The sequence below is a fragment of the Arthrobacter arabinosi genome, assembly GCF_054511115.1.
This window is the reverse complement of sequence record NZ_JBTNDF010000002.1, coordinates 612936-627835: the sequence shown is the minus strand read 5'-3', so window position 1 is coordinate 627835 and position 14900 is coordinate 612936. Positions and strand designations below refer to the sequence as shown.

At 68.4% G+C, this 14900-nt stretch carries 14 protein-coding genes and 1 riboswitch; of the genes, 7 read left to right on the top strand and 7 right to left on the bottom strand.

Annotation, left to right across the window (positions count from 1 at the left end; all coding sequences use genetic code 11):
• Nucleotides 1-158 precede the first annotated feature (158 nt).
• The 3 genes from ACX80P_RS07080 (at nt 159) to ACX80P_RS07070 (ending at nt 3256) form a co-directional block, all read left to right on the top strand.
• Entirely contained in the window at nt 159-1340 is a 1182-nt protein-coding gene (locus tag ACX80P_RS07080) for an NAD(P)/FAD-dependent oxidoreductase (RefSeq protein WP_459277354.1), read from the top strand.
• A 94-nt stretch (nt 1341-1434) separates the two neighbouring features.
• Nucleotides 1435-2436, top strand: a complete 1002-nt coding sequence (locus tag ACX80P_RS07075; RefSeq protein ID WP_459277353.1) for an acetamidase/formamidase family protein — start codon at nt 1435-1437, stop codon at nt 2434-2436.
• 58 nt (nt 2437-2494) lie between these two features.
• Nucleotides 2495-3256 (top strand): SDR family NAD(P)-dependent oxidoreductase, encoded by a 762-nt coding sequence (locus tag ACX80P_RS07070; protein ID WP_459277352.1) that lies wholly within the window; start codon nt 2495-2497, stop codon nt 3254-3256.
• 155 nt (nt 3257-3411) lie between these two features.
• Here ACX80P_RS07070 and ACX80P_RS07065 read toward each other — a convergent pair whose 3' ends face one another.
• Complete coding sequence (locus ACX80P_RS07065) at nt 3412-4245, bottom strand: alpha/beta fold hydrolase (protein WP_459277351.1); 834 nt, start codon at nt 4243-4245, stop codon at nt 3412-3414.
• A gap of 94 nt (nt 4246-4339) precedes the next feature.
• Here ACX80P_RS07065 and ACX80P_RS07060 point away from each other — a divergent pair, with 94 nt between their 5' ends.
• Nucleotides 4340-4918: a TetR/AcrR family transcriptional regulator gene (locus ACX80P_RS07060; RefSeq protein WP_459277350.1), complete on the top strand. Its 579-nt coding sequence runs from the start codon at nt 4340-4342 to the stop codon at nt 4916-4918.
• On the opposite strand, the gene ACX80P_RS07055 is transcribed toward ACX80P_RS07060, so the two are convergent.
• Complete coding sequence (locus ACX80P_RS07055) at nt 4915-5208, bottom strand: GNAT family N-acetyltransferase (RefSeq protein WP_459277349.1); 294 nt, start codon at nt 5206-5208, stop codon at nt 4915-4917. The genes ACX80P_RS07060 and ACX80P_RS07055 overlap by 4 nt on opposite strands.
• A 145-nt stretch (nt 5209-5353) precedes the next feature.
• On the opposite strand from ACX80P_RS07055, the gene ACX80P_RS07050 reads away from it, so the two are divergent.
• Nucleotides 5354-6112 (top strand): SDR family NAD(P)-dependent oxidoreductase, encoded by a 759-nt coding sequence (locus tag ACX80P_RS07050; protein ID WP_459277348.1) that lies wholly within the window; start codon nt 5354-5356, stop codon nt 6110-6112.
• 29 nt (nt 6113-6141) lie between these two features.
• On the opposite strand, the gene ACX80P_RS07045 is transcribed toward ACX80P_RS07050, so the two are convergent.
• Nucleotides 6142-6360 (bottom strand): hypothetical protein, encoded by a 219-nt coding sequence (locus ACX80P_RS07045; RefSeq protein ID WP_459277347.1) that lies wholly within the window; start codon nt 6358-6360, stop codon nt 6142-6144.
• Entirely contained in the window at nt 6357-6977 is a 621-nt protein-coding gene (locus ACX80P_RS07040) for a helix-turn-helix domain-containing protein (protein ID WP_459277346.1), read from the bottom strand. Before ACX80P_RS07040 ends, ACX80P_RS07045 begins: the two co-directional genes overlap by 4 nt.
• 186 nt (nt 6978-7163) lie before the next feature.
• A riboswitch (SAM riboswitch) is annotated at nt 7164-7277 on the top strand.
• 36 nt (nt 7278-7313) lie between these two features.
• Between ACX80P_RS07040 and ACX80P_RS07035 the strand changes: the two genes are divergently transcribed.
• Entirely contained in the window at nt 7314-8702 is a 1389-nt protein-coding gene (locus ACX80P_RS07035; RefSeq protein WP_459277345.1) for an LLM class flavin-dependent oxidoreductase, read from the top strand.
• 190 nt (nt 8703-8892) lie between these two features.
• On the top strand, nt 8893-9546 hold the full coding sequence (locus ACX80P_RS07030) for an SDR family oxidoreductase (protein ID WP_459277344.1): 654 nt from the start codon (nt 8893-8895) through the stop codon (nt 9544-9546).
• Between the two features lie 315 nt (nt 9547-9861).
• Here the strand turns inward: ACX80P_RS07030 and ACX80P_RS07025 are convergent, their stop codons facing one another.
• The 3 genes from ACX80P_RS07025 to ACX80P_RS07015 all read right to left on the bottom strand — a co-directional run bounded on the left by ACX80P_RS07025 (nt 9862) and on the right by ACX80P_RS07015 (nt 14898).
• On the bottom strand, nt 9862-11466 hold the full coding sequence (locus ACX80P_RS07025) for an HNH endonuclease signature motif containing protein (protein WP_459277343.1): 1605 nt from the start codon (nt 11464-11466) through the stop codon (nt 9862-9864).
• A 352-nt stretch (nt 11467-11818) separates the two neighbouring features.
• Nucleotides 11819-13105 (bottom strand): acyl-CoA dehydrogenase family protein, encoded by a 1287-nt coding sequence (locus tag ACX80P_RS07020; protein ID WP_459277342.1) that lies wholly within the window; start codon nt 13103-13105, stop codon nt 11819-11821.
• Nucleotides 13102-14898: a dipeptide ABC transporter ATP-binding protein gene (locus ACX80P_RS07015; RefSeq protein WP_459277341.1), complete on the bottom strand. Its 1797-nt coding sequence runs from the start codon at nt 14896-14898 to the stop codon at nt 13102-13104. Before ACX80P_RS07015 ends, ACX80P_RS07020 begins: the two co-directional genes overlap by 4 nt.
• Nucleotides 14899-14900: the final 2 nt, after the last annotated feature.

Sequence of the window (14900 nt, the reverse complement as noted above, 5' to 3'; positions counted from 1 at the left end):
TGTCCTGACGCGGGTCGGTGCCGGGAGGTACTGTCGGACCACAGGCCGCGCATGGCGACACAGAAGAGGTAGCTGCTATCCGTTCCCGCACGAAGACCCCACCGGCCGGCCGCGCCGTCCCCGTCGTCCCGGCCCCCGGCGAGAAACGCCACCACCAGGTGCTGATCATCGGCGGCGGCAATGCCGGCGTCTCCCTGGCCGGGCGGCTGCGCAGGTACCGGGTCAAGGACGTCGCCGTGATCGAGCCGAGAAGCCGGCACCTCTACCAGCCGCTCTTCTCGCACATCGCCGGCGGCACGGCGGACGCCCTCGAGGCCGTGCGGCTGCAGGCGGATGTCATGCCGCGGGGAGTCACCTGGATCCAGGACAAGGCAACGGACGTCAGTACCGGCTCCAGGACGGTGCTGCTCGAGTCCGGCAGCGCGGTCACCTACGACCACATGGTCGTCTGCCCCGGCATCCAGAACGACTGGACCGCCATCCCCGGCCTCAAGGCCGCGATGGAAGGGCCGCACGGCGCCTCGAACTACGAGTACGAGCTGGCCCCCAAGGCCTGGACGCTGTTCCGGGACCTCACCCGCGGCACCGTCGTCTTCACCCAGCCGCCCGGACCGGCGTCGTGCGACGGCGCGGCGCAGAAGCCCATGTACCTCGCGTGCGACCACTGGCAGCGCACGGGCGTGCTCCAGGACATCCGCGTGGTTCTCGCCGTGTCCACGCCCACCATCTTCGGCATGGACATCATCGACGAGGAGCTCACCCGGAAGATCGAGGAGTACGGCATCGAGGTCCGCTACAGCACGGAGCTCGCCGCCGTCGATCCGGAGGGCCGCACGGTCGAGCTGGCGAACAGCGTCACCGGCACCTCGGAGACGCTCGGCTACGACGTCCTCCACGCCGTGCCGCCCCAGTCCGCTCCCGAGTGGCTGAAGTCCACGGACCTGCCGGCGCACGGCGCGCGGGGCGGGTTCGTCGAGGTGGATCCCGTGATCCTCCGGCATCCGCGCTTCCCGGACATCTGGTCCCTCGGTGACGCCGCCTCCACCCTGAACTCGAAGTCCGGGGCTGCGCTGCGCATGCAGACGACGGTCCTCGCGAAGAACCTCCGGGCCGTCCTCAAGGGGAAGAAGCCCACGGCCGAGTACAACCACTACTCGGCGTGCCCGTTCGTGGTCAGCCACAACACCGTCGTCTTCTCGGAGTTCGACGACAAGTACAAGCCGATGCCCACGGTGCCGGGGTGGGACGACCTCGCCCGCGAGCGGCGGCTGACGTATGTACTGGACCGGTTCGTGCTGCCGAAGGTCTACTGGAATCTCATCCTGAAGGGCCGTGCCTGACCGTCCCGCAGCCCCTGCACCTGCTCCGGGCAGCCCTCGTCGTCGTGCGTTCCACACCCTTGTTCGGGCCGGAGCCGCCCCGTAGCATCCGGTCATGGAGATCATCGAGTACCACCCCCGGCGTGACCAGCTCGTGTATACCTTCGGTGGTAGTGCTCCCGTCCTGACGGTCCGGCCCGGGACGGCGCTCAGGCTCTGGTCCGAGGACGCCTTCAACAATGCCCTCACCTCGGTGGACGACGTGTCGGGGGAGAAGGTGGACCTGAACTTCGTCAACCCGCAGACCGGCCCGTTCTACGTCGAGGGTGCGGAACCGGGGGACACGCTGGCGTTGCACGTCGTCGATCTCACGCCGGCACGCTCCTACGGCGCGTCCGCAACCATCCCGTTCTTCGGCGGACTCACCAGCACCGACCGCACGGCGTCCCTGCACGAGCCCCTGCCCGATATCACCTGGATCTACCACGTGGACACCGAGCGGCGGACCGTCGGATTCCAGTCGCGGCTCGGGGACTTCGAGGTCGCCCTGCCGCTCGAACCGATGCTCGGGACGATCGGCGTCGCCCCGCCCGGTGGGGAGGTGCGGTCCTCGCTGGTGCCCGAACGATTCGGCGGCAACATGGACGCACCGGACGTCAAGGCGGGCACCACGGTCTACCTGGGCGTGAACGTGGAGGGTGCACTCTTCTCCATCGGCGACGGGCACTACCGCCAGGGCGAGGGTGAGGCCTGCGGCACCGCCGTCGAGGGGGCGATGCACTCGACCCTCATCGTCGATCTCATCAAGGGCGGCGCTCCGGCGTGGCCGCGGCTCGAGACGGACTACCACTGGATGGCCGTCGGGTCCTCGCGCCCCATGGAGGATTCGTGGCGGATCGGGCAGCTGGAGATGGTGCGCTGGTTCGAGGGCCTCTTCGGGCTGCACCGGCTGGACGCCTACCAGCTCCTGACGCAGACCGCGCTGGCCCCCATCGCGAACGCCGTCGACGCCAACTACAGCGTGGTGGTCAAGGCCGCCAAGGCACTCTTCCCCTCCGCCGATGCGTACGGCGGCCTCCACGCGCACCTGCGACGGCAGGGCGCCGAGCTCCACTGATCCCCGTCACCCGCACCTACTGCCACCCGCCACCTCCCTCATCGACCGAAGGATTCCCATGGACCTGCATCTCGACGGCACGACAGCACTCGTCACCGGCGGTACGAAGGGCATCGGCCGCGCCATCGTCGAATCGTTCGCCGCGGAGGGCGCGAATGTCGCGTTCTGTGCCCGCGATGCCGCCGAGGTCGACGAGACCGAGGCGGCCCTGGCGACGTCGGACGGGCGGGTGGTCGGCCGCGTGGTCGACGTCGGCGACGCGCCGGCGCTCGCAGCCTGGGTCGCGGCCGTCGCGGACGAGTTCGGCAGGATCGACTCCGTGGTCAGCAATGTCAGTGCCCTCGCGATCGAGGACTCGGAGGAGAACTGGGAGGCCGGCCTGCGCGTCGACCTCATGGGTACGGTGCGGCTGGTCAAGGCATCGCTGCCGCACCTGGTGCGGAGCCCGACGGCGTCCATCACCGCGATCTCGAGCGTCTCGGGACGCGAAGTGGACTTCGCGTCGGGCCCCTACGGGACGGTGAAGGCTGGACTCATCGCCTACATGGCCGGCCTCGCGTTCCAGCTCGCCGGACAGGGCATCCGGGCCAACACCGTCTCGCCGGGCAACACGTACCACGAGGGCGGGGTGTGGCCGAGCATCGAGCAGGGCAACCCCGACCTGTTCGCGACGGCGATGGCCCTGAATCCGACAGGGCGGATGGGCACTCCGCAGGAGGTGGCGGACGCCGTCGTGTTCCTCGCGAGCCCGCGCTCGAGCCGCACCACGGGCGCGAACCTCCTGATCGACGGCGCACTCACGCGCGGCATCCAGTTCTGATCCGGGCGGTTCCATCCCGGGCGGCCCAAGCCCGGCCATTCCCGACGAGCGCCACGACGGGCGCCACGACGGGGGCGCCGGACCAGCCGGCACCCCGCCGCGCGTGCCTACTCCGACAGGAAGCTACTCCGGCAGGAAGCTACTCCGGCAGGAAGCTACTCTGACAGGAAGCGGAGCAGGATCTCGTTGATCTCGGCGCCGTGGGTCCAGAGCATCCCGTGCGGGGCGTCCTCGATCTCCACGTACTCGGCGGAGGGGAGGCGCTTGGTGAACTCGCGGCCGGTGAAGTCGATGGGCAGGATGCGGTCGCCGGTCCCGTGCACGATCAGGGAGGGGACGGTGATCTTCTCGACGTCGCTCCGGAAGTCGGTCAGCCAGGAGTCGACGACGGCGAACGACGCGTACCAGGACGCCCCCGAGGCGATGTTCCAGGCGTTGCGCAGTGCTTCCTCGCTGAGGCGGTTGCCGAGGAAGTCGTCCGTGTTGAAGAAGTCCTTGTAGAAGGTCGTGAACCAGGCGTAGCGATCCTCGACAGCGGCGCCCCGGATGCCGTCGAACACCGACGCCGGGACGCCGGAGGGGTTGTCGTCGGTCTGGAGGAGGAACGGCTCGAGCGAGGCCAGGAAGACGGCCTTCGCCACGCGTGCTTCGCCGTAGGTGCCGATGTAGCGGCCCACCTCGCCGGTACCCATCGAGAAGCCGACGAGCACGGCATCGTTCAGGTCGAGGGTCTCCAGGACCGTGTTCAGGTCCGCCGCGAAGGTGTCGTAGTCGTAGCCCGTCGTGGGCTTGCTGGACCGGCCGAAGCCGCGCCGGTCATAGGTGATGACGCGATAGCCCGCCGTGAGGAGTGCAGCTGTCTGCTTCTCCCACGAGCCGCCGTCGAGGGGATAGCCATGGATGAGGACGACCGGGCGGCCTGCACCGTGGTCCTCGTAGTAGAGCTCGATGTCCGTGCTGTTCTCGGTGCCGACCTTGATGAAACCCATAGGTGTGGTCCTTGTCTCGAGCGGGGAGAACGTTCGTTCTCCCTCGGTCGCCAATATAGAGAACCATCGTTCTCAATTCAAGTAGAATGGCAATATGACAGACACCGAGGTCCGACGTCGCATCGTGGAGACCGCGGACGCGCTCTACAACGCGAAGGGCATCCAGGCCGTCGGCATGGATGAGCTGCGTGCTGCCGCGCATGTCTCGCTCAAGCGGGTCTATCAGGAGTTCCCGTCCAAGAGCAGCATCGTCATGGCCGTCCTCGAGCGCCGGCACCGCTCATGGACGGAGGGACTCGATGGGCAGGTCCGTGCCGCCAATGGTCCGCGGGCACGCCTCCTGGCGATCTTCGACTACCTCGCGCAGTGGTTCGGCGAGGACTCCTTCCGCGGCTGCGGCTTCATCAACAGTTTCGCGGAGCTCGGCGCCGTGAGCCCCGAGGTCGCCGACTACGCCAGGAAGCACAAGGAATCGTTCCAGGACTACGTGGGGGATCTGGCCGAGGCGGCGGGAGCGCCGGTGTACCTGGCGCCGCAGCTGTCCATCCTCGCCGAGGGCGCCCAGACGACGGCGGCGATCGCCGGCTCCTCCGAGGCGGCAGGCCAGGCGCGCCGGGCCGCCGAAGTGCTCATCGACGCGGCCCTCCGCGAGGGGATGCGGGGAGCGGCTTAGCCGGTCAGGTCCTGGTAGTCCGGGTGGTCCTCGATGAAGGCCGCCACGAATGCGCACTGCGGGACGACCGCGAGATGCCGTGCGCGGGCGTCGTCGAGCGCATATCGGATGAGGGTGCTGCCGACGCCGTGACCCTCGACGTCCGGATCCACGACCGTGTGGGTGAAGGTGATCGAGTCACCGGACCGTTCGTAGGCGGCGGTCCCGACGGCGCTGCCGTCGAGGGTTGCCACATAGCGGCTCTGGGTGTCGTCGTTGCTGATCCGGACTCCTGTGGTGTCGGTGCTCATCCGCCCACCCTCGCATCCGCTCCGGTCCGGGTCAACGTGCCTGTCCGGGATGGAGGCAGCCCGTTTTCCGTATCGGGTCGTCGGGTCGCGGCGCTCCGATCGATCCTTACCGCTGCTGGGCGGTTCAGCAGGTACGGTCGGAGCCATGACTCCCAACATCCTGGTGACCGGTGCGAGCAGGGGCATCGGCGCAGCCATCGCCCATGACCTGGCGGGACGCGGGCACCGTATCGCCGTCCATGCCGGCCGGGACGGGCGCGCCGCCACCGCCGTCCGGGACGCGCTTCCGGGCGACGGGCACGCGGTGGTCGTCGGCGACGTCGGCGACCCCGACGCCTGCAGGCGCATCGTCGACGAGGCCGTCGGCGCGCTGGGCGGGCTCGACGTCCTGGTGAACAACGCCGGCATCTTCGAGGCGCATCCCATCGACACCGTGTCCTTCGACGACTGGCAGGCGGCGTGGCGCAGCACGCTCGACGTCAATCTCCTCGGCCCTGCCAACCTGGCGTGGCTCGTCGCACGGCATTTGCTGGACCGGCCGGCGGGCCCGGAAGGCGGTCGGCTGGTCAGTGTCGGATCACGCGGTGCCTATCGCGGAGAGCCCGTCACCCCTGCGTACGGCGCGAGCAAGGCTGCGCTGCACGCGATGACCCAGTCCCTCGCCGTGGCGCTCGCGCCCCACGGGATCCTGACCGCCGCCGTCGCGCCGGGGTTCGTCGAGACCGACATGGGCAGGACCGTGCTCGACGGTCCGAAGGGCGACGCGGTGCGGGCGCAGAGCCCGTTCAACCGCGTCGCGACGCCGGAGGAGGTGGCGCAGACCGTCGCCTGGCTCGCCACCGATGCTCCGCTCTGGGTCAGCGGCACCGTGGTGGACGTCAACGGGGCGTCCTACCTGCGGTAGGTGAGACGCTGTGGCCGGGGGAGGGGTGCCTAGAGGAGATGGATCCCGCTGTGGGCGAGGGCTCGCAGGTCCGTCCGTCGCTCGAGGTGGCGGCGGAAGAGCTCGACGTCGGAGCCCTCCGCGGAGGCGAGGGATGAGCTTGCCGCGATGAACGCGGTGCCGAGGCGGAAGAGTGTCCGCGACGCGAGTCCTGCGTGGGATGGTGCCGTGAGTGCCGGGTATCCGGCGTGAAGGGTTGCGCTGGTCATGACGTCTCCTGGGTGTCGATGAGGGGGAATGCGTTGAAGTGCAGCTGGACGGGCCGGGTGCCCGGGGTGCCCGGCTCGGCGCGGTAGGCGTCGAGCCTCTCGCGCAGGATCCCGCTCAGCTCATGGGTGAGCGCTGCGAGCTGGTCCGCTGTCAGGTGGGCGTTCATCGTCGCGATCATGGCGGCGTCCGCCCATTCCGACGGGACGGCCTCGCAGCCACTGGCCATGAAGGTCGCGAGCGCCTCAGCCCGGCCGCGTTCGAACCGGCGGTTCACCTGCCGGGTCGCTTCCCGGGTGGTGGGGTCCTGTTCCAGTTCGGGGGTGCTGAGCGTCAGTGACCCGCGGGGGCGTTCCCACCAGCGCTCGCGGGCGGTACCGCGATTCTCCACCTCGCGGACGAGCCCGTAACGGGCCAGCTGCCTCAGGTGGTAGCTCGTCGCCCCGCTCGATTCGCCGACCCGCTTGGCGATGCTGCACGCGGTCTGCGGACCGTAGCTGGACAGGACCTCCAGTAGCTGGACCCTGAGGGGATGCGTGAGGGCCTTGAGTGCTTCCCCGTCGAGGACGCGGTTGCCGTCATCGGAAGCGTGTCCTGCTGTGCCCATGGTCTCTTCCATGCGACCAGCGTGCACTTACAAAGAAGTGTTTGCAATACTTTCTTTGCACTTTTCCGGTCTCTTCGTCGGCGGGTGCCTGCCGCCGTCGTCGGGCCATCCCGGGCACCGCGGGACGTCTGGTGCGTGACGCGCGATGACGCTGGCAGGTGGACGACGGCGCACCCGTGCACCTACGCTCGACACCAGAATCAAGAGCTCCAACGCAAAACCCTGGTTCGTTGGACGGCAACCCTCTCGCTGTAGCGGGGTGCCCCAGGTGAGGATTCGGCCCGGCACAGGCAGTGCGGGCAAGTATGGCGCTTCCGCCTCGGTGGTGCCCCGACATGAGGACTCCGCATGCCCACACCACCGCGCCGTATCCGTTTCAATGCCTTCGACATGAACTGCGTGGGCCACCAGTCGCCGGGGCTCTGGCGTCACCCGGACGACCAGTCGTGGCGCTACAAGGACCTGAGTTACTGGGCCGACCTCGCGAGGACCCTCGAGAAGGGCCTCTTCGACGGCATCTTCATCGCCGACGTCCTCGGCACCTATGACGTCTACGGCGGGTCCAACGAGGCCACGTTGAGGCAGGGCACGCAGACGCCGGTCAATGACCCGTTCCTGCTCGTCTCCGCGATGGCGCTCGTCACCGAACACCTCGGGTTCGGTGTCACCGCGGGCACCGCGTACGAGCACCCCTACCCCTTCGCGCGGAGGCTCTCCACGCTGGACCACCTCACCGGGGGACGTGTCGGCTGGAACGTGGTCACGGGCTACCTGCCCTCTGCGGCACGGAACATGGGCAACGAGGACCAGCTCGAGCACGATGCCCGGTACGACCACGCGGACGAGTACCTCGAGGTCCTCTACAAGCTGCTCGAAGGGTCGTGGGAGGACGATGCCGTGGTCCGCGACCGCGAGACCGGTGTCTTCACCGACCCGGCCAAGGTCCACGACATCGACCACGACGGAACGTACTTCACGGTCCCGGGGATCCACCTCAGTGAGCCCTCGCCCCAGCGGACGCCGGTCATCTACCAGGCCGGAGCGTCCTCCCGTGGCATCGCTTTCGCGGCCGGCAACGCCGAGGCGGTGTTCGTCGCTGCACCCACAAAGGAGAGGCTGAAGGACGTCGTCCAGAAGATCCGCGATGCGGTGGAGGCCGAGGGTCGGGATCGCTACTCGGTGCGGATCTACACGCTGCTCACCGTCATCACGGACGAGACGGAGGAGAAGGCCCAGGCGAAGCACGCCGATTACCAGCAGTACGTCAGCTACGAGGGAGCCCTCGTGCTCGTCTCGGGGTGGCTCGGCGTGGATCTTTCCGCCTACGATCCGGATGAACCGCTCGGCAACGTGAAGTCCAATGCCATCCAGTCCGCTGTCGCGAACTTCCAGAAGGTGAACGACGACGGGTCGCCGTGGACTGTGCGGGACATCGCCGAGTCTGCGGGTATCGGTGGGCTCGGCCCGCGCATCGTCGGCTCCGGTGCGCAGGTCGCCGATGAGCTCCAGGCGTGGGTCGAGGAGACCGATATTGACGGTTTCAACCTGGCCTACGCGATCACGCCGGGGACCTTCGAGGACGTCATCGAGTTCGTCGTGCCGGAACTGCAGAAGCGGGGTGCGTATCCGACGGAGTACACGGAGGGCACACTGCGCCAGAAGCTGTTCGGCAAGGGTGACAAGCTGCCCGACGAGCACCGCGGTGCGCAGTATCGGCTCCAGCCCGTCCGCCCGTAGGGTGCGGCTGTCCGGTTCTCGAGTCGTTGGGGGAGCGCGCGTGGCGTGCGGTGACCATCGATGACGGTACGCGGGAATAGGCCTCCGCTGGCGGCGGAACACCTGCACGAAGGTGGCCAGCTCGACGGTGCGAGGACTAGCGTCGAAGACAAGGCATCCGACGACACGTCAAACGACAGAAGGAGTTCCCATGTCACGCGTAGCCATCATCGGTGGGCACGGAAAAGTAGCACTGCACCTCACCAAGATCCTGACCAGCCAGGGTCACCAGGTCAGTTCGATCTTCCGCAACAAGGACCACGCGGGCGATGTCGAGCAGGCCGGCGGGACCCCCGTCGTCGCCGACGTCTCCGAGCTGTCGGTGGCGCAGATGGCCGACGTCTTCCGTGGTCATGACGCGGTCGTATGGTCTGCCGGCGCTGGTGGCTCGAGCCCGGAAGCCACGTATGCGGTGGACCGCGATGCGGCCATCCGTTCGATGGATGCGGCACAGGAGGCCTCGGTCGGTCGATACGTGATGGTGTCCTACCTCGGTGCACGCAAGGACCATGGCGTTCCGGAGGACAACGGTTTCTTCTCCTATGCGGAGTCGAAGGCTGCTGCTGACGAGTACCTGCGGAACACGGAACTCGCGTGGACCATCCTCCAGCCCGGGTCCCTGACCACGGATCCCGGGACCGGGAAGATCGAGGTGTCCGCGAAGCCGCAGCAGGACTCGGTGGCCCGTGAGGACGTGGCTCTCGTAGCCGCAGTCGTGCTCGGCAACCTCGGTACGGTGGACAAGACCATCCAGTTCAACAGCGGTGAGACGCCGGTCGCGGAGGCCATCGAGGCCGCACTGTAGTCCGACGACGGCGGTACGAAGGCGGCGCCCTCCGGTGGGGTGCCGCCTTCTGTGCGTCGGGCGATCAGCGCTCCTGTGTGGGTGGTCGGTCCTGAACCGGCACCGGTCGCACCGATCGCACCGGCCGTACCGGCCGCACCGGCCGCAACGCGCAGTATTGCGCGGTATTGCGGGCACCGCTCTGGACGAATCGAGCCGGACTGGGCCGGACCACGCGGGGTCGAACGGTGCGGGGACGAACTGCGCCGGGACGCACTGTAAGCACCAAGAACAGCGAACATCAGGCGCTGTGCTCCGAGACGTCCGGGGTGCGTTCTAGAAGCTTCGGCTCGGCCGGGCATCGCCGTCGATCAGTGCTCCGTTGACCACTCGCCCGGCCTGCCAGTACCGGTTCCGGCGCGCGATTCCCGGAGGACCCAGAGTCCGAGGCGCAGTGAACCACGGAATGCCATGTCGGGACTGGACGCTCCATGCATCCTGATGGATGACGTGGTGATGACGGGAACACAGGAGGACGCCGTTGTCGATGCTCGTCGTGCCACCTGCCGACCACGGCTCCAGATGATGGGCTTCGCACCAACTGGCCGGGATGGAGCAGTCAGGAAAAGCGCAGCCCTTGTCCCTGGCCACGAGCGCTCGCCGAAGGTGTGGCGGAAAAAGGCGCTGCGCCCGTCCGATGTCGAGTATCTGACCGCTGCTGCCCAAAACCAGCGGGATGATGTCCGCGTCGCACGCCAGCTTCCTGATGTTCCTTGCGCTGATCTGCTCGGAGAACACGGAGTAGCCGGCCCGCTGAGTCGCGCCGAGGAGATCGTTGTAATCGATCGTCACCATCACCTGCGGACGATGGCCACCCGTCGATGGAAGGGCCGCAGTGCTCAAGGCGACTCTACAGGCGGCAACGAGTCCTTCCAGGAGTGCCTGGGCCCTCGTCTGAGGTGGAGGATCGACGAAAGCACTATGGGACTCGTCCACGCCCTGGCCGTCAAAGCCGTCAAAGCCGGTCGAGCCGGTCGAGCCGGTCGAGCCGGTCGAGCCACCGGCGATATTCGGGGTTTGGCCGTGCGTGGCATCGTCCGTCCTGCCCGATGCACCGCGCGGGTTGGCGGTCGAATTCATGACCGTTGCCAGATGTTCGAACTGCTCGTCCGTTGCGCCGATCTCGAGGAAGTGGAGTCCGTGGCGTCTGCCCTTGAGGAAGACGCCCTGCCGTGCGCGCAGCACCTTGTCCGTTGGTTCCTGCCCGTCCTGATCGAAGGCGCTCTCCCAACTGCGCGCGATCACGCGAAGGATGTCTTCGTCGGCTTCGATCGCCTGCCGTGTCAGGTGCTGCTCCGTCGACTCGAGCTGCTCTGGTGTCGCGAACGGGTCCACCCGCTGCACCGCTTGTGCGACGATGATCGCGGCACGCCCACTCATGCGACCTGAGGCCATTGCTGCCCCGAGTGTCGTGAGCCGCGGTGGAATCGTCGCTCCGGTCGGCGACACGCGGGGGAGAACCAGGTCTGCCAGGGTCAACCGTCGCTTTGCTTCCGCCCGGCTGATACCCAGTGTGGCGCGAAGGAAGTCGGCACAGTTCCTGAATCCGTTGGCGGATGAGGTGCGTCCCTCTTCGGCATCCCTGCCAGGGTCGTCTGTGCTGACGGACCGCTCTGCCCGCGCCAGGAGCGAACCGCCGGCCAATCGATCACCATCGGGGTCAGCGAGGTTGTGCTCCTCGGCCAGCCTGGCTGCCAGGACCTGCAGGTAGTCGACGAGCTTCGAGGCGTTTTCGACATCGACGATGAACCGCACGGCCTCCTTCCTCGTCATGACTCGGTGCTCTTGACTCACGCCTCGTGCGCACTCGCCAAGCGCGTCGCACGCCCAGTCCAGAGGACTCGGCGTCGCGTTGACGGGCTCGATCGGTGCGATTGCCATACCTGAATTTTATCGAACACACCTACTATTTCGGCGGACAGAAGTGTTATGTGGATAAGAGTGGCCTCCTCCGTCCACATACCCCGGCTGCTGTGAATATGGTGCGGCAGGGCACTGTCGAGCACTTGAATGCCGCCCTGACCCGGTTGGTCCCTGCTACGGCGTCGCCGCCCCGCCAAGGTGCGTGACGACGGCGCCGGCCCATGCACCGGCCCCGTTCTCGCCTGGGTCCGACGGCTCGGTCCCGTCGGAACTGCGTGAGCGGTTGTTCGGACGATACGGCCACGCGCCCGTCGGCGGCTGAGCGAGCTTCACCAGGCAGCCCACCGCCGTCGTCCCGCCGTGCCCCGGGTCACCCCGGCGCGGGCACGCTACCGCCGTCGTCCTCCGGTGAGTCCGCCGATGAGGCCCCAGGTGCGTCGCCCGCCCGCCACACGAATTCCGGCACCGTCCCGTTGATCTCCCAATCACCCACGATCCTCGACTTGTAGATGACCGGATTGTGCGACGAGATGGTGCGGGCGTTCCGCCAGTGCCGATCGAGCTGGAGGCCCCGGCGGGTCGATGACGCCCCGAGCGCGTTGAAGATGGTCGCCGCCGCCCGCTGAACCTGGTCCGTCACCACGATCTGCGCCTGCGACGACGCGAACTCCACCGCAACTGCGGCGGAGTCCGCGTCTGCACGTGGGAGGTCGAGGTGTGCCTCGTAGGCCTCCTGCACCAGTTGGGCCACTCGCAGTGCTGCAGCCTCGGACGCGAAGGCAAGCGCCGACACTTCTCCCACGACCTGCTGCACCTGGATGTCCTCACTGGGTCTCGTACCGTTCCCGTGGCTGAAGGTGCGGCTCCGCCCCCGGACCTCCGCAGCCACGTCGCGGACAGCCGCACGCGCGATCCCGGCAAGGGTCGCCACGTGGACGAGCTGGTACACGCCGGTGTCGTACGGTGGATGCTCCGTCTCCGTGATCACGTCCGCCCCGGACACGACGACGTCGCGGAAGATCGACGTGCCGCTGGCCGTGAGGCGCTGGCCGAAGCCGTCCCAGTCGTCAATCACCTCGACCCCGGGCGCGTCCCGCTGCACGAGCGCGATGACGTCGACGCCGTCGGCCGTCCGTGCACCCGTTTGGATCCAGTCCGCGTACAGGCTCCCGGTGGTGTAGTACTTGGTGCCGTTCACGCGGTAGGAGTCACCGTCGCGCGTGATGGTGGTACTGACACCGCCGACCGGCACCGGCCCGGTCTCCGTCCACGCGTTTCCGAGCACCGCGCCCTGGGCGACGCGGCGCAGCCAGACCGGATCGTCGGCGTACAGGCGGTCCTCGACGAACGCGACATGGCAGCGGAGGGCCTGCGCCAGGTTCGACTCCGCGGCTGCCAGTTCGATCAGCAGCCGGAAGAACTGCGGGGCGCTCACCCCGCTCCCGCCGTACTCGACCGGCACCCGCAGCGCCGTGAATCCTGCGTCCGCGAGTTGCCGCACCTGGGCGTGCAGGAGGATCCGCTCGTCCTCACGCTTCGCCGCACCGGCAGCGATCTCGTCGAACAGCGGACGGAAGCGCTCGGCAAGCCGTACGTAGGTGGACGGAGCGTCGGCGGAACGGGCGTCGGCTGTGGTCGAGAGGGTGTCGGTGGTCATCGGTCGGCTCCTGCCGGATCGTGGTCGGGGGTGGAGGTGGGCGCGCCGGGTTTGCCGGGTGCAGCACCGGATACAGCACCGGGAGCACCCGGAACGACGCCGGCAGGTACGCGGGCAGGCATGTCGGGTACGGCGTCGAGCAGTGCACGCGTGTAATCGGTGGCCGGTGCCGTGAAGATCGAGGACGCCGTACCCGACTCGACCACGCGGCCGTCCTTCAACACGAGGACGTCGTCGCTCACGTGGTGGATCACGCCGAGATCGTGGCTGATGAACAGGTAGCTGAGTGCGAGCTGCTCCTGGAGATCCGCGAGAAGGTCGAGGACCTGAGCCTGGATGGAGACGTCGAGCGCCGAGACGGGTTCGTCGAGCAGCAGGACCCGTGGCTGCAGCGCCAGGGCCCGGGCGATCGCGACGCGCTGCCGCTGACCGCCGGACAGGGTGAGCGGTCGCCGGTCGACGAGGTCCAGGGGGAGACCCACCTGCCCGAGGAGCTCTGCCGCGCGGTCCCGTCGCTCCCCGGGGAACCCGATGGAGCCGGCGTCGAGCGCGTCGGTGATGACGCGGCCCACGCTGAAGCGGGGGTCGAACGAACTCAGCGGATCCTGGTTGACGAGCTGGATATCCGGCCGGTGGGGGCGGCGGAGGGCCTCGGTCCGCACGGCGCTCCCCACCCACGGCAGACCACCGAGGGTGACGGTCCCGGCGTCGGGCTCGGTGAGGCCGAGCGCGATGCGCGCCGTCGTCGACTTGCCGGACCCCGACTCACCGACGATACCGAGGGTCTTCCCCGCCGCAAGTGTGAAGGAGACGTCGTCGACGACGGTACGGCGTGTGCCGCCCGGCGCAGCATAGGTCTTCACGAGGTTGCGTGCCTCGAGCGCCGGGGCGTCGGCGGAGAACGCGGAGGGCCGTGTGGGCCTTGACGCAACGGACACCCGGGGGACCGCCGAGAGCCGGGTGCCCTTGCCGGCCGCGGACGGGACGGCGTCGATCAGTTGACGTGTGTATGCGTGGCGCGGGTCGCCGAGCACCTCGGACGCCCGTCCGGACTCGACGATCCGCCCGTGCTGCATGACGGCGATCTCGTCGGCGAGGTGACTCACGAGGGCGAGATCGTGCGAGATGACGATGAGCCCGCGGCCCTGCTCCTTGAGCCCCGCGAGCAACTCGAGGATCTGCGCCTGCACCGTGGCGTCGAGCGCGGTGGTGGGTTCGTCCGCGATCACGAGCCGCGGGTTGAGCACCGTGGCCTGCGCGATCAGTGCCCGCTGCCGGAGCCCGCCCGACAGCTCGCCGGAACGCTGGCGGGCACGGACCTCGGGGTCGGGGATCCCGGCGTCGCGCAGTGCGGCGTGGACGCGGTCCCTCCGCTCGTCCCGGCCGCGGACGCCGTGGGCGCGGAGCGCTTCGTCGATCTCCTGGCCGACCGTGCGGAGCGGATCGAGGGAGACGAGGGCGTCCTGCAGCACATAGCCGATGTCCTTGCCGCGGAGTCCCCGCCACTGCCGTTCGGAAAGGCGGGTGGCGTCCCGGCCGAGGACGTCGAGCCGGTCCGCCGAGACGCGCGCGTTGGGAGCGTTCAGGCCCACGAGCGAGCGTGCCGTGACGCTCTTGCCCGAGCCCGATTCGCCCACGAGGGCGAGCGCCCGTCCTGGCGCGAGGGCCAGCGAGACGTCGCGCACGACGTCGACCGTGCCCCGCGGCGTGGTGAAGGAGACGTTGAGGTTGTCGATCGCGAGCAGCGGCTGCTCGGCGATGGTCCTGATGTCGGTGTTCCTGGTGTCGCTCACGG